An 18,135-nucleotide genomic window follows, 5' to 3' on the forward strand; every position below is an offset into this window, starting at 1 on the left:
ATCCATCGATGCAAGTTCAGGATTCGACACCGGGCGTCGCGGCGTCCGGCTTGCGCGTCGACGGCGCGCGGCTGTGGGACAGCCTGATGCGTCTCGCGCGGATCGGCGCGACCGACAAGGGCGGCGTATGCCGCCTCGCGCTCACCGAACTCGATCGCGAGGCACGCGACCTGTTTGTCGCGTGGGCGAAGGAAACCGGCTGCACGGTGCGCGTCGATGCGATCGGCAACATCTTCGCGCGGCGGGCCGGCGAACGCGACGACCTGCCGCCCGTGACGACGGGCAGCCATATCGACACGCAGCCGACCGGCGGCAAGTTCGACGGCAACTACGGCGTGCTCGCGGGCCTCGAAGTGCTGCGCACGCTCGACGACGCGGGCGTGCGCACGCGCGCGCCGCTCGAGGTCGCCGTCTGGACCAACGAGGAAGGCTCGCGCTTCGTGCCCGTGATGATGGGCTCCGGCGTGTTCGCGGGCGCGTTCACGCTCGACCATGCGCTCGCGCAAAGCGATCGCGACGGCGTGTCGGTGCGCGACGCACTTGCCGCGATCGGGTATGCGGGCCATGCGGACGGCGGGCACGGCGCGCATCCGGTCGGCGCGTATTTCGAAGCGCATATCGAGCAGGGGCCGGTGCTGGAGGCGCACGACACGACGATCGGCGTGGTCGAGGGCGCACTCGGGCAGCGCTGGTACGACGTGACCGTGCACGGCATGGAGGCGCACGCGGGCCCGACGCCGATGGCGTTGCGACGCGACGCGCTGCTGGTCGCGGCCGATCTGGTGCGCGCGGTGAACGCCATTGCGCTCGCGCATCCGCCGCACGGACGCGGCACGGTCGGCTGGGTCGACGTGCACCCGAATTCGCGCAACGTGATTCCGGGCCGCGTGACGCTGACCGTCGACCTGCGCGCGGCTGACGACGCGACGCTGACGGCGATGGATGCGCAACTGCGCGCGGCGTGCGCCGACCTGGGCGCAGCGGCCGACATGCGGATCGACGTCGAGCAGGTCGTGTATTTTCCGCCGCAGCCGTTCGATGCGACGCTGGTCGAGCAGGTTCGCGCCGGCGCGAACGCGCTCGGGATGTCGTCGATGAACGTGATCAGCGGCGCGGGCCACGACGCTGTGTATCTCGCGCGCGTTGCGCCGACCGCGATGATCTTCGTGCCGTGCAAGGACGGGATCAGCCACAACGAGATCGAGGACGCCGATCCGGTGCATCTGGAAGCCGGCTGCAACGTGCTGCTGCAGGCGATGCTGGGCGCGGCCGGGATCGCGAAGGGCAGTACACGATGAAGATCCTGATCGCCCGGATGAACCACGAGACGAACACGTTCTCGCCGGTGCCGACGCCGCTCGCCGCGTTCGGCCGCAACGGCCCCGACTGGGGCGACGACGCGTATCGCGCGAATCGCGGGATGCGCACCGCGATGGCCGCGTTCCTCGACGCGGCCGAGCGTGAAGGCGCCGGGATCGTCACGCCCGTGTCGGCGGCCGCGAACCCGAGCGGGCCGGTTGCGGCCGACGCGTATGCGGCGATCTGCGACGCGATCGTCGCGGCCGCGCCCGGCTGCGACGCGGTGATGCTCGACCTGCACGGTGCGATGGTGGCCGAGCAGAGCGCGGACGGCGAGGGCGACCTTCTCGCGCGTGTGCGCGCGGCGCTGCCCGATGCGCCGATCGCGGTCGCGCTCGACCTGCATGCGAACGTCACGCAGAAGATGGTCGATCACGCGGATGTGATCGTCAGTTTCAAGACTTATCCGCACGTCGACATGTACGAGACCGGCGAGCATGCGGCACGGTTGCTATTCGACCGGCTTCACGGTCGCGCGCGGCCCGTGCTCGCATGGCGGCAGCCGCCGCTGATGACGTCGACGCTGCGCAGCGCGAGCGCCGAAGGCGCGATGAAGCGCGCGGTGGAGGCCGCGCGCGCGGCCGAGGCCGACGGGATGCTCGCGGTATCGGTGCTGCCGGGTTTCTCGCTCGCGGACATTCCCGCGCCGTGCATCAGCGTCGTGGTGGTGGCCGATGGCGACCGCGCCGGGGCCGACGCGGTCGCCGAGCGCATCGCACGGCAGATCTGGGACGCGCGCGACGAATTCGTCTATCGCAGCGCGCCGCTTACCGAATCGGTCGCGCAGGCCGCGGCGCTCGCGCGTGGCGCGGACCGGCCCGTGCTGATGCTCGACCACGGCGACAACTGCATGTCGGGCGGCCCGTGCGACACGATGGACCTGCTCGAGGCCGCGCTCGCGCACGGGCTCGACGGCATCGTCAGCGGGCCGCTGTGCGACCCGCAGGCCGTCGCCGCGCTGATCGACGCGGGCGTCGGCGCGACCGTGACGGTGCCGGTCGGCAACCGCCTGCCGTCGCACGGCGGCGTGCGGCGCGAGCCGTTTCGCGCGACCGGCGTCGTGCGTGCGCTCACCGACGGCGAATACGTGATCACGGGGCCGACTTACACGGGCCAGCGCGCATACATGGGCCGCACGGCCGTGCTCGATATCGGCGCGGCCACGCTCGTCATCACCGAGCGTACGCAGGAGCCGTGGGACCTCGGCGTGTTCGAGAGCGTCGGCGTCGATCCGCGCCGCGCACGCTTCCTGCTGCTGAAATCGCGGATGTATTGCCGGCCGGTGTTCGTGCCGATCGCGGCCGCGCTGGTCGAGTGCGACAGCCGCGGCGTGACGGGCTCGGACTACGGGCTGTTTCACTACGAGCGGCTGGCGCGGCCGGTGTATCCGCTCGACGACGTCGGCGAGTGGCCGTTCGGCGCGCGACGGACGGGTTGACCGAAACGAACCGGGTGCGGGACGCCGGATTCGGCGGCTTTCGGGCATCATGCGGTGGTTTCGACCCGTCGAGCAGCAGGGTCGAGCCATCCATTGCATCCGCAACCGATCCGGAGAACCGACCGCCATGCATTCGAATTCCTTCCGCCCGCGCAGCGCGCGCCTGCTCGCCGCGCTGACCCTCGCCACGACGGCCGTTGCCGCGCACGCCGCCGACTGGATCGTGTCCGGCAACGACGGCAAGTACCAGCGCGTCGAGGGCCGCGACACCTATCTCGCTTCGCCGCCCGCCGACACGCTGACGCTGCTCGACGCCAGCACGTTCCCGCCGAAGGTCGCGCGGCAGGTCGACGTCGAGAACGGCATCCAGGGGCCGCCGCAGGCCGTCGCGATCACGCCCGACGCGAAGCTCGCGCTTGTCGGCGCGCCGACGCGCTACGACACGGCCGCGAAGCAGCTCGTGTTCGACACGTTCCTGCAGGTCGTGAATCTCGACGCCGCGCCGCCGTCGGTCACGCGCATCGAGCTCGGCACGCATCCGCAAGGGATCGCGATCGACCGCTCGGGCAAGCTCGCGCTCGTCGCGAACGTCGACGGCAGCGTGTCGATCCTTCGCATCGACGGCACACAGGTGACGCTCGACGGCAGCCTGAAGATCGGCAAGAAGCGGCTGGCCGGGATCAGCTTCACGCACGACGGCAAGCATGCGCTCGTGTCGCTGCGCGACGAGCAGGGCATCGCGGTGCTGAACGTCGACGACGGCAAGGTGACCGACAGCGGGTCGCGCCTGAGCACGGGTGTCGCGCCTTACACGATCGACGTGTCGAGCGACAACCGCTGGGCCGTCGTCAGCAACGTGGGGCTGGCCGGGCTGCCGGGTTATACGGGCACGCTCGCGGGCGATGCCGATTCGGTCGCGCTGATCGACGTGTCGCGCGTGCCGTTCCGCACGGTCCAGTACCTGACGGTGCCGTCGCTGCCGGAAGGCGTCGCGATTTCGCCGGACGGGAAGTGGATCGCCGTGCAGGCGATGGACGGCTCGAACCTGACGGCCGACAATCCGGGCCGCCACAAGATCGGCAAGGTGCTGCTGTTCGAAATCCGCAACGGGCAGGCCGTGAAGGTGAGCGAGGTGCCCGGCGGCGAAGCCGCGCAAGGCATCGTGTTCACCGCGGACAGCCGGCACGTGATCGTGCAGTTCAACGTCGAGCGGCAACTGGCGTTCTATGCGGTGGAAGGCGGCAAGCTGCGCGATACGGGCAAGCGGATCGCGCTGACGGGTGGACCGTCGTCGCTGCGGACGTTGCCGCGCTGACGCGCACGGCATCCGTTCGTCCCGTTCTTCACGTTCATGCGGCGCCCGGGTTCGCCGGGCGCCCGTCAATGCACCTCCCGGTGCGCCGCCGTTGCAACGCAACAAATGGCGGGAATGCATACCCGAAGCTGCTTAACTCCAGATTGTTTAGTTAAACAAACTGAAAATTCGGGAAACTTCTCGTGGTGAATAAACAGTCGTTACGGCACTGTAAGCCCCTGGGAAGGATGTGACGTTCCCGGAGACAGGGCGGTGAGGCGACGGTTGCGGCAGCAACGATCGTCGCGGGGTATTCGCATGTAACGAGCCGGCGTGACGTCGCCTGGAGGGCCAGTCGACGCTACGCCGCGCGGCGTGCCGGATGATCGCGGCGCCGGAACAATCGTTTTGATTAACGGTACTAAACGAAAAAATGAGACATCCACGACTCTTGCTCGTCGCCACGCTGACTTGCGCGGCGCTTGCCGCGTGCGGCGGCGACGACGTGAACAGCGTTCAGACGGCCAGCAACGGCGCGGGAGACACGCCGTCGACCGTGCCGCCGTCCTCGGACCCTTCCCGGCCGCCGCAGCCCGATCAGCCGGCGCCGCCCAGGCGCACCAACATGCAGCTGACCCGGTTCGTCAACCCGCTCATCGGCACGCAGGTCAACTCGGACTCGGGCTACGCGGGGAACGTGAGCCCTGGCGCGATGGTGCCGTTCGGGATGGTGAATTTCGGGCCCAATACGCCGCGCTACAACTTCAACGGCTCGGGCGGCTACCTGTCGACGGGTGGGGCGGGCGGCACGATCGACTTCTTCAGCGTGACGCACCTGAGCGGTGTCGGGTGCCCGGGGCAGGGCACGGTCGCGATGCTGCCGGCCGATGCGGCGAAGGCGATCGCGTCGGGCGGCCGGCCGACCGGAATCGGGTACAGCTATGCGGATGAAACGGCCGAACCCGGGTACTACAAGGTCCGCCTCGCGAACGGCATCGTCACGGAGCTGAGCGCGACGGCGCGCTCCGGCATCGCGCGCTTCACGTACACGGACAAGGACAAGGGTTTCTTCTCGATCGACGCGAAGCTGAACGGCAACAGCGATTCGGGCAGCACGAAGGTCACCGCCAGCAACGTCGCGCTGGCGCTCGCGAGCGACGGCAGGTCGATGAGCGGGCAGGCCGTCGCGCCGGCGTTCTGCACGCCGTACGGCACGGTGTGGAACGCGCCCGTGTATTTCTACGCGACCTTCGACAAGCCGCTGCGCAAGCAGGCGGGCACGTCGGCGGTGAATACCGTCAGCAACGGCGCGGCGACGCTGCAATTCGACCTGACCGACACCGACCGCACCGTCACCGTGAAGGTCGGGGTCTCGTCCGTCAGTATCCAGAATGCGCAGGCCAACCTGAAAGCCGAAGGCGAAAAGCTCGCGTTCGACGACGCGCGCAACAACGCGTCCGGCTTGTGGAACGACCGGCTCAACACGATCCAGATCGACCAGGCCGCCGCGCCCGCATCGCTGAACGCGACGCAGAAGGCGAACCTGACGAAGTTCTACACCGCGCTCTATCGCGTGTTCGGCACGCCGACGCTCTACAGCGACACGAACGGCGAATTCCGCAGCATGCGCCAGCCGAAGAACGCGAGCGGCGGCTATCCGGCGTCGGTCGACCAGACCGGCACTGTGCCGCAGCGCGCGACGGCAAAGGTCGGCGACTACGCATTCCGGCGCACCGACGGCTCGCAGGGCGGCGCGGGCAACCACTACACGGGCTTCTCGCTGTGGGATACGTACCGGTCGCAAACGCAGTTGCTGGCGCTGCTCGCGCCAAAGGAAACGAGCGACATGATGCAGTCGCTCGTGGTCGACGGGCTTCAGTGCGGCGCGTTCCCGCACTGGGTCGACGGCAGCGACGACTCGACGCCGATGGCCGGCGACAACGCGCTGAACGTGATCGCCGGCGCGTACAAGTTCGGCGCGACCGATTTCGATCTGGTGTCGGCCGCGCGGCTGACGAAGCAGTCGGTGTTCGATCCGTCGAGCGCATGCAACGACCGCGCAAGCGCTGCGGGCCTCGCCAACTTCCTGACGGCCCACTACCTGTCGCAGGGCGACGACGGTCACTCGTCTTCGGCCACCATCGAGCGCGTGCTGAGCGACCGTTCCGCGGCCGCGTTCCTGCAGGCATTGCCCGCCAGTGTGCTGAACGCGCCGTCGGTCGGCGTGACGCCCGACAACATCGGCACGCTGTACACGCGGGCCGGGTGGTGGCGCAACATCTTCGACTACACGAACAAGGTGATCGCCGCGCGCAATGCGCCGCCGGCCGGCTCGGCGCCCGGCACGCTGGGGACGCTCGTGCAGGGTTCGTTCCATGAATCGACCGAGCCGAATTACTTCTGGACCTTCGCGCAGGACTGGAGCGCGCTGATCGACGCGATCGGCGGCAAGCAGGCGGCCGTCGCGCGGCTGAACACGCTGTTTGCGATCACGACGCCGTTCTCGACCGTGCCGGCCTCCGGCGACCTGAACGGCGGCGAATCGTCCACCGGCCTGTACATCGGCAACGAACCGTCGTTCCAGTCGCCGTGGGGCTACAACTGGGCCGGGCAGCCGAGCGGTGCGCAGTACATCCTGCCGATCATCATGTCGAAGGCGTTCACGACCGCGCGCGACGGGCTGCCGGGCAACGACGACATGGGGGCGACGTCGAGCTGGTACGTGTGGGCGGCACTCGGCATGTTCCCGGTGATTCCGTCGGAGGCGGGGCTCGCGCTGTCCACGCCGCAGTTCAGCGGGATCACCGTCTGGTTCGGCAACGGCAAGACGCTGCGGCTCGAAAGCGACAAGCAGGTGGCGATGGACGGTGCGGGGCACCCGTCGTTTGCGTATATCCAGTCGCTGAAGGTGAACGGCGCGGACTACGCGGGCTCATGGCTGCCGCTGGGCAAGATCGCCAATGGCGGCACGATGCGCTACACGCTGTCGGCGGCGCCGACGCAATGGGCGGCCGCTGACAACCTGACGCCGCCGTCCGGGCCGAACGCGGACTATACGCAGATGACGGCCGGCAGTCCGTCGACGGTGATGCGCATGCGCCGGGCCGGCGCGCAGTGAACGTGACCGGCGCGCGCGCGGCTTCGCGTCGCGCGCGCGCCCGCGACGATGTCGGCATCATCAGGGAGACAACCACATGACGTCGAAAGAACGCCGGAAATTCCTGTCGTATGGCGCCGCACTGGTCGGCACGAGCTGGCTCGCCGGCTGCGGGGGCGACATGGATGCGCCCGCCGGCGCGCCCGGCACGCCCGGCGCCGACGGCCCCGCGACGGTCACGCCCGTCGTGCCGGGCGACCCCGAACACAGCCTGCTGGCCGCGCAGGATCTCACGACGAACTGGACGTTCGCCCCGGCGAGCAGCCTGCCGGGCGCCGGCGGCGCGCAACTGTCGGGCGCGGCCGGCGTGCCGGGCATGGCGCCGGCGACGGTGCCCGGCACCGTGCTGAACAGCATGATCGTCAACGGCAAGTATCCCGACCCGTTCTACGGCCGCATCGTCACGGACACCATTCCTGACACGCTGAAGGACACCGACTACTGGTACCGGACGACCTTCACGGCGCCCCCACGGCAGCCGGGGCAGCGGCTGTGGCTGCGCTTCGGCGGCGTCAACTACTGCGCCGAGGTCTGGCTGAACGGCGCGCCCGTCGGCCGGCTGGAAGGCGCGTTCAAGCAGGGGACGTTCGACATCTCGAGGCTGGTGCCGCAAGCGGGCGGCGCGGCCGGTCTCGCGGTGCGCGTCGTCAAGCCGGATTTCTCGGAAGGGCCGCTGCTGCCGAGCTACGCGAGCGGCGTCACGCGCGGCGGGCGCAACGGCGGCCCGACCGGCGTCACGCTGAAGAACGGGCCGACCTTCTTCTGCTCGGCGGGCTGGGACTGGCTGCCGACGATCCCCGATCGCGAACTCGGCATCTGGCAGCCAGTGGCATGGTTCACGACCGGCACGGTGCGGATCGCGGCGATCAACGTCGCGCACACGCTGTCCACCGACCTGTCGCACGCCGAGTTGCGGCTCGATCTCGAACTGGACAACGGCTCCGGCGCGGATCTCGTCGCGACCGTCGTCGGCACCGTCGGCAACGGCGCGCCGTTTCGCCACGACATCGCGATTCCCGCATCGAGTACGACGACGAAGGTGTCGCTCACGTCGTCGGATATCGCGGCGCTGTCGATCAGGCAGCCGAGACTGTGGTGGCCGAACGGGTATGGCGAACCGAACCTCTACGCGGTGACGGTCGGCATCGAGGTGGCGCGCAGGCGCTCGGACGAGCGCACGCTGAAGGTCGGCCTGCGCCGCATCGAATACGTGCGCGACATCGGCATGGGGCCGCAGTTGAGCATCACGGTCAACGGCCTGCCGATCCTCGTGATGGGCGGCAACTGGGGGCTCGACGAAGCGCTGAAGCGCATTCCGCGCGAACGGCTGTTCAACCAGGTGCGGCTCCATCGCGACGCGAACCTCAACCTGATCCGCAACTGGAACGGGCAGAGCACGAGCGACGATTTCTTCGATGCATGCGACCGCTACGGGATCCTCGTCTGGCAGGACTTCTTCTTCTCGACCGAAGGCGACGGATCGGGGCCGGCCAACGTGCCGCGCGATCTCGACAACATCCGCGACGTGATCGCGCGCAACCGCCATCGTCCGTCGATCCTGCTCTGGTGCGGCGGCAACGAAGGTGCGCCGCCGCCGGCACTCGTCAAGGGGCTCGACGCGCTCGTCGCCGAACTCGATCCGCAGCGCCTGTGCCTCACGAGTTCGGCCGGCGATACGGGCACCGGCGCGGTGAACGGCTATTCGTCCGGCGGCCCGTACAACTGGGCCTCGCCGCAGGCGGCATTCAGCCGCGGCTACGGCACGACGTCGATTGCGTTTCACAACGAGGTCGGCTCGCATTCGATCCCGACGCTCGAATGCGTCGAATCGATGCTGCCGCCCGGCTCGTACGAATGCCCGGACGACTTCTGGGCCGACCGCGACATGAACGGCAACGGCGCGTACTACCCGTCGGTCGGCAAGCAGGGCGGCGCCGGCTACATCGCGATGACGGCGCAGCGCTACGGCGCGATCCGCAATCTCGCAGACTTCGTGCGCAAGGCGCAGATGATGAACTACGAATGCATCCGCTCGATCTACGAGGCGAACGCGGCCGTGATGATCGGCCCGGTGGCCGGGAAGATCACGTCGCCGGCCACCGGCGTGATCATGTGGATGACGAACCCCGCGCAGCCGAGCTTCGTGTGGCAGATGTACAGCCACGACCTCGACGCGCATGCGTCGTTCTTCGCGGTGCGGCACGGGTGCCGTCGCGTCAATGCGATCCTCGATGCGAATACCGCCGACGTGACGATCGCGAATCACACGGCGGCGGCCGTCACCGGCCGCGTCGAGATGCGCGTGTACAACCTCGACGGCACGTCGAGCAGCCGGACTGTCGCGGACGTCGGCGGCGTCGCGAAGGCCTCGTATCGCGTGGTGGCGAACCTGAAGGCGGCGATGGCCGCGGCGAAGTCGGACGTGTGCATCGTGTCGCTCGTGCTGACCGACGCGGGCGGCAATCCGCTCGCGGAGAACGTGTACTGGCGACAGCGCGACGGAGGCGACACCGCGTACACGTCGCTCGATACGATGCCGGGCGCGGCGGTTGCCATCGGCGCGGCATCGGCCGAGACCGACGACACGACGACGCGCATCACGGTCGACGTCGCGAACATCGGCACGACGTTCGCGTTGATGACGCACTTGCAGGTATTCGATTCGTCGACCGGTGCGCGCGTGCTGCCCGCGTTCTACAGCGACAACTACCTGAACCTGATGCCGGGCGCGAAGCGGCAGGTCACGATCGATTTGCCGCATGCGAGCGGTGCGCCGGTGTCGCGCGCCGCGCTGCGCGTCGACGGGTGGCGGCTCGACCGCCCGAACTGCAGGCTCGGGCTCGGCGGCGTGCCGGTCGTGTTCAACGAGTGCGCGCTGGCGGTCGATCCGGCGGTGCCGACGTTCGGGGCATGCTGACGGCGGCGTGGGCGTGGGCGCGATGCCGTGCAAGCGCCGCGTGAAGGCACGCGGCGTTCGTTGCATGCCTGATCGCCGGCGAGCCGTTACGGCTTGAGAAACCTGTCGAGCCAGTGCGGTGTCGCCGCGCGATCGAAGACGACGTGCAGCTCGGGACTGAACGCGCCGTATTCGAGCCCGTGGCGTTGGGCAAGCAGCGTCAGGGACTGCGGCGTGTGGAACGAGATGTGCCCGTTGCGCGGCACGCAGTACCACCACTGCTCGATGCCGCGCTCGATGATCTCCCGGCTGATCAGCGACGTCTGGAACAGCAGCGCGCCGTCGCGTTTCCGGTAACGCATGATCTGGTCGAAGAGGTCGAACGGCGCCGGATGATGCTCGAACACCTCGAACGACAGGATCGTGTCGAACGTGCCTTCGGGCGGAACCGGGTGCGAGAACGGATCGTACGACGTCACGTCCGTGAAGCCGCGCGATGCCAGTTTCCGTTCCAGCAAGCCCAGCCCCGAGCCGAAATCGAGAATCCGGCCTTCCCGCATTTCCGCGAAACTGGTGCAGATCAGGTCGGCATGCTGCTGCGGACGGACCTCGAGATACTCGGGATCGTGGCGCGCATAGTCGGCGTTATAGACATGCTGCGCGAAATCGTCGTGGGTCCAGCTGTCGAACATGGGCGCCCACGTGAAGCCGCATTGCTCGCAAGCATGGTAGTAGACCGGCACGCCCGCAAACGGGTCGACTTTCTTCCCGGCAATGAAGTCCGCGCCGCAGCGCGAGAAATCGACCAGCCCGCAGATGGGGGCGCGGGCCGAACACACCTTGCAGGCGAGGGCGGCCGGGTGGCGGTTCGAACCATGATTCAAATTCCGTTCTCCTGGTTGCCGGCGAGGCGTGCGCGTGACAGACGGTGCGGAAGAGGCTATCACAGTCGCGCCGGCCGTCGCGACCGGGCGCGGCCGCGTGGCCCTGCGCGCTTACGGACGCAGCAGGTCGAATCCGCCGAACACGACGACACCGCTCAACACGATCATCGCGACGGAGTGCTGGCCGAAGTAGAGAATCGCGGCGGCAAGCCACGTCGTGATGCAGAAGGCGCCGATGCGGGCCATCGTGTGTTCCTCGAATGCGTGATGAAGTGAGCGCGCGCCGGACGGCGTTCGCCGCTTGAAGCGGCGAGCGGGGCACGCAGGCGAACGGAAAAAGCGACCCGCGCAGCCGCGACCGCGGCGTCGGCACGTGTCGCGTGCCGCGCCCGGAAGGGCGGGAGTCGATACCGGCGGCGTTGCGCGCTCGCGCCCCGGGGCAGCGGGCGCGCGACTTCCGCCGGCGAAGCCGCGATTTTATCAGCGCTGCGGTGCCGCGAATCTGGCCCTTTCGCGACTAAAACCGGCGATCTTCAGCCAAATCTGTCGGGCCCCGATACTCAAGTTTCGTGTGACGAATGCCGTAAACGAATTGGAAGGCAATTCCCCCCCAGCCACGATTCGTTTACCGACACAGGGACCGACACGATGCAGATCGATTTCTCCACGACCACGCGCACCTCGCTGGCGGACGCGAGCCCGGGCGCGAATGCTTCGTCGGCCGCGCCCGCCGCGACGTCATCGACCGATGGCGCGACGAATGCCGCGGGCGCGACGGGTGCGGCGAGTACGACAGGCACGTCCGGTGCGCAGGGTTCGACCGGCGCCACCGGCGAAACGCTCGGCGCATCGGGCGCGTCGTCCGACGATCCGGCGGTCGCGCAGCTGAAAGCGTTGATCGACCGGTTGCAGAAGCAGCTGGCCACGATCGAGCGCCAGATGGCGAGCGCGGCGCAGCGCGCGAAGGACGACCCGGCCGCGGAGGTCGAACAGCAGTCGCTGAGCGCGGAAGCCGGCGCGATCGCGGGGGCGCTGGCGACCGCGATCGCGCAACTCGCGGCGGCCGTCGAGAAGACGGGCGGCTCGTCGGCAGGCGGGCTGGTGTCGACGCAGGCCTGAGCGGATGCGGCCGCGTCGGCCGCACGCATTACAATCGCAAGCACGTCTCCTTCGACAGGACGGCAGAACGATGCATGCGGAACTCGACGACGACGACCTCGTCCGCTTCGACGCGCAAGGCGGCACGCCGCTGCCGGCGGCCGACGAGCAAGGATGGCTCGAACACGACGGCGCGCGCATCTGGCACGCGTCGTTCGGCCACGGCCCGCCGGTCGTGCTGCTGCACGGCGGCCTCGGCCACGGCGGCAACTGGGGCAACCAGGTGCCGGCGCTGCTCGCGGCCGGCTACCGCGCGATCGTGATCGACAGCCGCGGCCACGGCCGCAGCACGCGCGACGCGCAACCCTATTCCTACGAACGCATGGCGTCGGACGTGCTCGCGGTGCTCGATGCGCTGCACGTCGACCGTGCGCGCTTCGTCGGCTGGAGCGACGGCGCGTGCATCGCGCTCGTGCTGGCCGATCGCGCGCCGGAACGTGCGGCCGGCGTGTTCTTCTTCGCGTGCAACATGGACCCGGGCGGCACGAAGGAGATCGTGCCGGGCCCGCTGCTCGACCGCTGCTTCGCGCGGCATCGCAAGGACTATGCGGCGCTTTCCGCGACACCGGGCGAGTTCGATGCATTCGTCGCGGCCGTCAGCGAAATGATGCGCACGCAACCGGATTACAGCGCGGAGGATCTCGCGGCGATCGCCGTGCCGGTCACGATCGTGCTGGGCGAGCACGACGAATTCATCCGGCCCGAGCATGCGGCGTACCTGGCGCGTACGATCCCGGGCGCGACGCTGACGATCCTGCCCGGCGTGAGCCATTTCGCGCCGCTGCAGCGGCCCGCGCGGTTCAACGCGGCGATGCTGGCGTTTCTGGACCGGTTGCCGGGGTGACGTGCTCGAGCCTCGTGTTGCCAGCGCCGTGACTCGCTTGTACGGCAACGTCACCGACGTGTCGCGTTCGTGGCAGTGCACTTGACGGTGCCGCCCGACGTTCCCCGCAAACCATCGAGCACGCCGCGACGACGGCAGCGGTCATCCACGCCTTCGCCAAGCCCATAAGTTTTTCTTTAGGCTCGATCAACATAACGTCGATTGTTGACGGACGGCTTACAGCGGATAGTCCTGCTTCGGCAGGCCGGCCGCTGTGATTTCCGCATGGCGCGACCGGATCTGTTGTCCACGCAACCATCGCAAATCGAAGGAACCGCAACCATGCGATTCAACGCGACACGCTTCGCCGCGACCCTGCTCGTCGCCGCGTGCGTCACCGCCACGGCCGGCCGAGCGGCCGCCGCCACCCCGGACGACCTCCACGACACCGTGACCCGCCACATCGCGCCGCTGATGAAGCAGTACGCGATTCCCGGCATGGCGGTCGGCATCGTCGCCGACGGCAAGCCCTACGTGTTCGACTACGGCGTGATGTCGACGCAAACCGGCAAGCCCGTCACCGGCGACACGCTGTTCGAAATCGGCTCCGTCAGCAAGACGCTGACCGCGACGCTCGCGGCCGACGCGCAGGAGGGCGGGGAACTGTCGCTGGCCGATCCGGTCGGCAAGTACCTGCCTGCCCTGCAGGGCAAGCCGTTCGGCGTCGTGACGCTGCTCGATCTCGGTACGCACACGTCGGGCGGCATGCCGGTGCAGGTGCCGGACAGCATCCGCGACGACGCGGGCCTGATCCGCTATCTCGACGCGTGGCGGCCCGCGCATGCGTCGGGTACGTACCGGACGTATTCGAACGTGTCGGTCGGCATGCTCGGGTGGCTCACCGCGAAGGCGATGCACAAGGATTTCGCGGTGCTGATGGAGCAGCGGCTCTTTCCCGCGCTCGGCATGACGCACACGTACATCAACGTGCCGGAAGCACGTCAGGCCGACTACGCACAGGGTTATACGCAGGACGGCAAGCCGATCCGGATGACGGGCGGCATGCTGTGGCAGCCGGCCTACGGCGTGCGGACCACGGCGGCCGACCTGCTGCGCTTCGTGCAGGCGAACATGGGGCTGATCGAAACCGCGCCGCGCCTGCAGCGCGCGCTCGAACGCACCCACACCGGCTATTTCCGCGCGGGGCCGCTGACGCAGGACCTGATCTGGGAACAGTATCCGTATCCGGTCGCGCTGCCGACGCTGCTCGAAGGCAACTCGATGAAGATGCTGCGCGACGGGTTGCCGGCCTCCGCGATCAAGCCGCCGCTCGCGCCGAGCGCGGATACGTGGATCAACAAGACGGGCTCGACCAACGGCTTCAGCACCTATGTCGCGTTCGTCCCGTCGAAGCGGATCGCGATCGTGATGCTCGCGAACCGCAGCTTTCCGAACGAGGACCGCGTGAAGGCCGCGTACGGGATTCTCGGGGCGCTCGACGGCCGGCGGTAACGTTTCAGCCGGCGGGCCGGTCGTGCCGCACGGCCGGCGTGCCGGGCTGTCGGGAAGGCGACCGATGCGGTCGCGACGAATCCGGACGAACGATGGCGCACGGCGGCGATGCCGCGCGGCTGGCGGATCGTCGACCTGTCGTGCAATGCCGCATCGATCGCGCCCGCTCGCCGCTCATTCGGGCGGCTGCTCGTCGTACGCGACGAAGATCTTCCGCGTGCGTTCGACGACTTCCCACGTGCCGCGAAAACCCGGCGGAATCACGAAACGATGGCCGGCGCGCAGGGTCTTCCGGTTGCCTTCGAGGTCGGTGATCACCGACGTGCCTTCGAGGATCTCGCAGTATTCCGCTTCGGTGTATGCGACGTGCCAGCAGCCGGGCGTGCTTTCCCAGATGCCGGTCGAGAAGCGGCCGCACGGACTCGCGAAGCCGGGTGTGAGCGTGTGCAGCGGATCGCCGGAAATCAGTTTCTCGGGCGATACGCGGTACTGCGTCGGCTCGCCGCTCGGGGCGAACGCGTCGGTGATGGAGGAAACGTCGATCATGATGAGCATGCTTCGTCGGGGTGGATGGATCGGGTGCGCGTGCGGCGCGCCCGTGCGAGGCGATCGCGATGCGTGGCCTCGCGTCCGACATCATCGCAGATCGACGCGCCTGTGCGGGCAGCGGCCGGATCGGACGCCGGGGAATCGTGACCCGAAGCAGCGCCGCGCGATCGCGCAGGCGCGACGAACGCTTATGATGGGCGATCGACGCGGTCACGCGAACGCGATACACGAGGAGATCCGGTTGAGCATCACATGGGACGGCATCACGGGCGCCGACGTGCTCGGCGACGCGCAAGTCGCGACCCGGCACGCGCTGGCCGACGCGGCCAGGAACGGCGACTGGGCGACGATGCTCGCGCTCGTCGCGAAGGAGCGTGCGCTCGTCAACGCGAACCGGCTCGGCGGCACGTCGCTTCGTGCGCCGCTGCATCAGGCCGCCCGCGGCGGCGCACCGAAGGCGGTCGTCGCCCAACTGTTGCGGCTCGGTGCGTGGCGCATGCTGCGCGATGCCCACGGCGAGCGCCCGGTCGATATCGCCGTGCGGCGCGGGCATCGGCATCTGGTCGACCTGCTGGCGCCGCAGCCGCGACGCTTCGTGCCCGACGCCACGCTGTTCGCCATCCAGCGCCATTTCCACGCGATGATGCTCGGCCGCATCGCACATTTGCGCGTCGACGCGCTGCGCCTGCCCGAGCTCGAGCCGCTACTCGAATTCGACGCGCAGGCCGAACGCATGTGGTTCGCGGTGCCGGGCATGTATGGCGGATTCGGCTATGCGCTGCACACGGACGGCGATGCGGCGATGCTCGTGTCCGAAAGCTGGAGCCGCGTGGCCGGCGGCTCGGGCCAGCGGCACGAGATCACCGCGGACGGCTGCACGCTGGTCGACGAGGGGTTCGTCTGACGCGGCCGATCATCCCGTTGCGCTCAAAACTGTTTTCGCGACGCCGCCCTTCCGCGTGCAACGCCGGCCGCCGATACTGCGACGCACGACATTTCGCGAGACGTCTGCCGTACCGGCTGTCTCGCTCTCGGAGCAGCAGATGAAAGGCATCAGGATATTCGTGACGGGCGCGAGCGGCTACATCGGCGGCTCGGTGGCCGCGCGGCTCGTCTCGGCGGGGCACGTCGTCACCGGCTTGACGCGCGACGGCGACAACGCCGCGAAACTCGCGGCGGCCGGCATCATGCCGGTCGTCGGCACGCTCGACGACTCGGCGCTGCTGCAAGCGTTCGCGCGCGACGCGGACTGCGTCGTCAACGCGGCGAGCAGCGATCACCGCGAGGCCGTCGAGGCGATCATCGGCGCGCTGAGCGGCTCGGGCAAGACGTTCGTGCATACGAGCGGCACCAGCGTGATCGCGGACGACGCACAGGGCGCGCATGGCGATGCCCCCGTATTCGACGAGACGACGCCCGTCGTCAAACCCGCGAAGGCCGAGCGCCGCGCGATCGACCGGCTCGTGATGTCGTCGGCCAACCTCGGCATCCGCTCGGCCGTGATCTGCAACAGCATGATCTACGGCGACGGCCTCGGCATCCGCCGCGACAGCGCGCAACTGCCGCTGCTCGCGGCGATCGCGCGCGATGCCTGCGCGGTGCGCGTGATCGGCAAGGGGCTGAACCGCTGGTCGAACGTGCACGTCGACGATGTCGCCGATCTGTATCTGCGCGCGATCGATGCCGCGCCGCCCGGTGCGTTCTACTTCGCGGAAAACGGCGAAGCGTCGTTCGCGGAAATCGGCCATGCGCTCGGCGAGCGGCTCGGCTTGCCGTCCATCGTCGAATGGGATATCGCGGATGCGGCGCAGGCGCTCGGCCATTCGCGCGCGCATGACTCGCTCGCGTCGAACAGCCGCGTGAAGGCGTTGCGCGCGCGGCAGGAACTCGGGTGGGCGCCGACGCACGGCGCGATGCTCGACTGGATTCGCGACGAGATGCCCGTCGCGGCCTGACACGGCGTTGCCTTGTCTGACGAAAAGCGCGCCCGCCCGGGCGCGTTTGCGTATGCGGCCTCCCGCTTCGTGCCGGATTGTTCGGACAATAGTCGCCGCGAATCATTGAATCGAAATCAACTGTGATTCGCGCGCGCGCCGGCTTATCAAAGCGGCGCGGCGGCACTATCGTGGCGGTTTCTGAAACTGCGGAAGACTGCCGACCATGAAGACGACCCTGGACGAGATGCTCGCGTTCGTGACCATCGCCGATACCGGTTCGCTGACGGGTGCGGCCGACAAGCTGCACCAGCCGACCTCGGTGATGAGCCGGATCCTGCGGCGCCTCGAGGAGAAGCTCGACACGACGCTGATCCGCCGCACGACGCGCCGCCTCGAATTGACCGACGAGGGCAAGCTTTTTCTCGACTACGCGCGCGACATCATCGCGTCGGTCGAGTTTGCCGAGGAACAGATCGTCAGCCAGCGCGAGACGCCGTCCGGGCGCTTGCGGATCAACGCGGCGATGCCGTTCATGCAGCACGTGATCGCGCCGATGATGCCCGGCTTCCGCGAAGCCTATCCGGCGATCACGGCCGAACTCCATACGAGCGACGAGATCATCGACCTGCTCGAACAGCGCACCGACGTGGCGATCCGGATCGGCGAGCTGCGCGATTCGACGCTGCATGCGCGCCGGCTCGGCAGCAGCCGGCTGCGCATCCTGGCGAGCCCGGCCTATCTGGAGAAAGCCGGCGTGCCGACGAGCGTCGCCGATCTCGCGAACCATGCGCTGCTCGGCTTCGTGCAGCCGGAAACGCTGAACCACTGGCCGTTGCATACCGCCGACGGCGGCGTGTACCGGATTCATCCGGCGCTGCAGGCGTCGAGCGGCGAGACGCTGCTGACGCTCGCGCTCAGTGGCGCCGGCATCGTGTGCCTGGCCGACTACATGACGGGCACGCATCGCCGCGACGGCAGCCTCGTCGAACTGCTCGTCGACGATACCGTCGAGTTCCGCCAGCCGATTCACGCGGTGTTCTATCGGAACGCGACGCTGTCGTCGCGCATCGTCAGTTTTCTCGACTACTTGAGCGCGCAGTTGAAGGAAGGCGGCGACATCGACTGAGC

General features: G+C 68.6%; 14 protein-coding genes. 11 read left to right on the plus strand and 3 right to left on the minus strand.

All coding sequences use genetic code 11. The features are described from left to right. Positions 1-8: 8 nt before the first annotated feature. The 5 genes from APZ15_RS33790 to APZ15_RS33810 all read left to right on the plus strand — a co-directional run bounded on the left by APZ15_RS33790 (position 9) and on the right by APZ15_RS33810 (position 10,165). On the plus strand, positions 9-1,298 hold the full coding sequence (locus APZ15_RS33790; RefSeq protein ID WP_027792114.1) for a Zn-dependent hydrolase: 1,290 nt from the start codon (positions 9-11) through the stop codon (positions 1,296-1,298). Beyond that, positions 1,295-2,797 carry a M81 family metallopeptidase gene (locus APZ15_RS33795; protein ID WP_027792113.1) on the plus strand — a complete coding sequence of 501 codons (1,503 nt, stop codon included), beginning with the start codon at positions 1,295-1,297 and terminating at the stop codon, positions 2,795-2,797. Before APZ15_RS33790 ends, APZ15_RS33795 begins: the two co-directional genes overlap by 4 nt. A gap of 127 nt (positions 2,798-2,924) precedes the next feature. After that, entirely contained in the window at positions 2,925-4,112 is a 1,188-nt protein-coding gene (locus APZ15_RS33800; protein ID WP_027792112.1) for a beta-propeller fold lactonase family protein, read from the plus strand. A 412-nt stretch (positions 4,113-4,524) separates the two neighbouring features. Further along, entirely contained in the window at positions 4,525-7,209 is a 2,685-nt protein-coding gene (locus tag APZ15_RS33805; protein WP_027792111.1) for a GH92 family glycosyl hydrolase, read from the plus strand. Positions 7,210-7,285: 76 nt separating this feature from the next. Continuing rightward, positions 7,286-10,165 carry a glycoside hydrolase family 2 protein gene (locus APZ15_RS33810; protein ID WP_027792110.1) on the plus strand — a complete coding sequence of 960 codons (2,880 nt, stop codon included), beginning with the start codon at positions 7,286-7,288 and terminating at the stop codon, positions 10,163-10,165. Between the two features lie 86 nt (positions 10,166-10,251). Here APZ15_RS33810 and APZ15_RS33815 read toward each other — a convergent pair whose 3' ends face one another. Then, on the minus strand, positions 10,252-11,028 hold the full coding sequence (locus tag APZ15_RS33815) for a class I SAM-dependent methyltransferase (RefSeq protein ID WP_027792109.1): 777 nt from the start codon (positions 11,026-11,028) through the stop codon (positions 10,252-10,254). A 111-nt stretch (positions 11,029-11,139) separates the two neighbouring features. Further along, positions 11,140-11,274: a hypothetical protein gene (locus APZ15_RS42565; protein WP_006767081.1), complete on the minus strand. Its 135-nt coding sequence runs from the start codon at positions 11,272-11,274 to the stop codon at positions 11,140-11,142. Between the two features lie 402 nt (positions 11,275-11,676). Between APZ15_RS42565 and APZ15_RS33820 the strand changes: the two genes are divergently transcribed. From APZ15_RS33820 to ampC, 3 genes are all read left to right on the plus strand, one after another. After that, on the plus strand, positions 11,677-12,147 hold the full coding sequence (locus tag APZ15_RS33820; protein ID WP_027792108.1) for a hypothetical protein: 471 nt from the start codon (positions 11,677-11,679) through the stop codon (positions 12,145-12,147). A 70-nt stretch (positions 12,148-12,217) separates the two neighbouring features. Further along, positions 12,218-13,030, plus strand: a complete 813-nt coding sequence (locus tag APZ15_RS33825; RefSeq protein ID WP_027792107.1) for an alpha/beta fold hydrolase — start codon at positions 12,218-12,220, stop codon at positions 13,028-13,030. Positions 13,031-13,351: 321 nt separating this feature from the next. Beyond that, complete coding sequence (gene ampC / locus APZ15_RS33830) at positions 13,352-14,521, plus strand: class C beta-lactamase (RefSeq protein WP_027792106.1); 1,170 nt, start codon at positions 13,352-13,354, stop codon at positions 14,519-14,521. A 174-nt stretch (positions 14,522-14,695) separates the two neighbouring features. On the opposite strand, the gene APZ15_RS33835 is transcribed toward ampC, so the two are convergent. After that, entirely contained in the window at positions 14,696-15,067 is a 372-nt protein-coding gene (locus tag APZ15_RS33835) for a cupin domain-containing protein (protein WP_049096504.1), read from the minus strand. 244 nt (positions 15,068-15,311) lie between these two features. On the opposite strand from APZ15_RS33835, the gene APZ15_RS33840 reads away from it, so the two are divergent. The 3 genes from APZ15_RS33840 (at position 15,312) to APZ15_RS33850 (ending at position 18,133) form a co-directional block, all read left to right on the plus strand. Continuing rightward, positions 15,312-15,974, plus strand: coding sequence for an ankyrin repeat domain-containing protein (locus APZ15_RS33840; protein WP_027792104.1), 663 nt, complete (start codon positions 15,312-15,314; stop codon positions 15,972-15,974). A gap of 139 nt (positions 15,975-16,113) precedes the next feature. Further along, positions 16,114-17,025, plus strand: coding sequence for an NAD-dependent epimerase/dehydratase family protein (locus APZ15_RS33845; RefSeq protein WP_080981929.1), 912 nt, complete (start codon positions 16,114-16,116; stop codon positions 17,023-17,025). Between the two features lie 205 nt (positions 17,026-17,230). Next, positions 17,231-18,133, plus strand: a complete 903-nt coding sequence (locus tag APZ15_RS33850; RefSeq protein WP_027792102.1) for a LysR substrate-binding domain-containing protein — start codon at positions 17,231-17,233, stop codon at positions 18,131-18,133. Positions 18,134-18,135 lie beyond the last annotated feature (2 nt).

Origin of the sequence: Burkholderia cepacia ATCC 25416 (assembly GCF_001411495.1) — a bacterium.
Classification (GTDB): domain Bacteria; phylum Pseudomonadota; class Gammaproteobacteria; order Burkholderiales; family Burkholderiaceae; genus Burkholderia; species Burkholderia cepacia.

Coding starts and splice junctions, on each gene's coding strand:
- APZ15_RS33820 (WP_027792108.1), top strand. CDS start 11,677: ATGCAGATCGATTTCTCCACGACCACGCGCACCTCGCTGGCGGACGCG.
- APZ15_RS33845 (WP_080981929.1), top strand. CDS start 16,114: ATGAAAGGCATCAGGATATTCGTGACGGGCGCGAGCGGCTACATCGGC.
- APZ15_RS33825 (WP_027792107.1), top strand. CDS start 12,218: ATGCATGCGGAACTCGACGACGACGACCTCGTCCGCTTCGACGCGCAA.
- APZ15_RS33850 (WP_027792102.1), top strand. CDS start 17,231: ATGAAGACGACCCTGGACGAGATGCTCGCGTTCGTGACCATCGCCGAT.
- APZ15_RS33795 (WP_027792113.1), top strand. CDS start 1,295: ATGAAGATCCTGATCGCCCGGATGAACCACGAGACGAACACGTTCTCG.
- APZ15_RS33790 (WP_027792114.1), top strand. CDS start 9: ATGCAAGTTCAGGATTCGACACCGGGCGTCGCGGCGTCCGGCTTGCGC.
- APZ15_RS33800 (WP_027792112.1), top strand. CDS start 2,925: ATGCATTCGAATTCCTTCCGCCCGCGCAGCGCGCGCCTGCTCGCCGCG.
- APZ15_RS33805 (WP_027792111.1), top strand. CDS start 4,525: ATGAGACATCCACGACTCTTGCTCGTCGCCACGCTGACTTGCGCGGCG.
- ampC (WP_027792106.1), top strand. CDS start 13,352: ATGCGATTCAACGCGACACGCTTCGCCGCGACCCTGCTCGTCGCCGCG.
- APZ15_RS33810 (WP_027792110.1), top strand. CDS start 7,286: ATGACGTCGAAAGAACGCCGGAAATTCCTGTCGTATGGCGCCGCACTG.
- APZ15_RS33835 (WP_049096504.1), bottom strand. CDS start 15,067: ATGATCGACGTTTCCTCCATCACCGACGCGTTCGCCCCGAGCGGCGAG.
- APZ15_RS42565 (WP_006767081.1), bottom strand. CDS start 11,274: ATGGCCCGCATCGGCGCCTTCTGCATCACGACGTGGCTTGCCGCCGCG.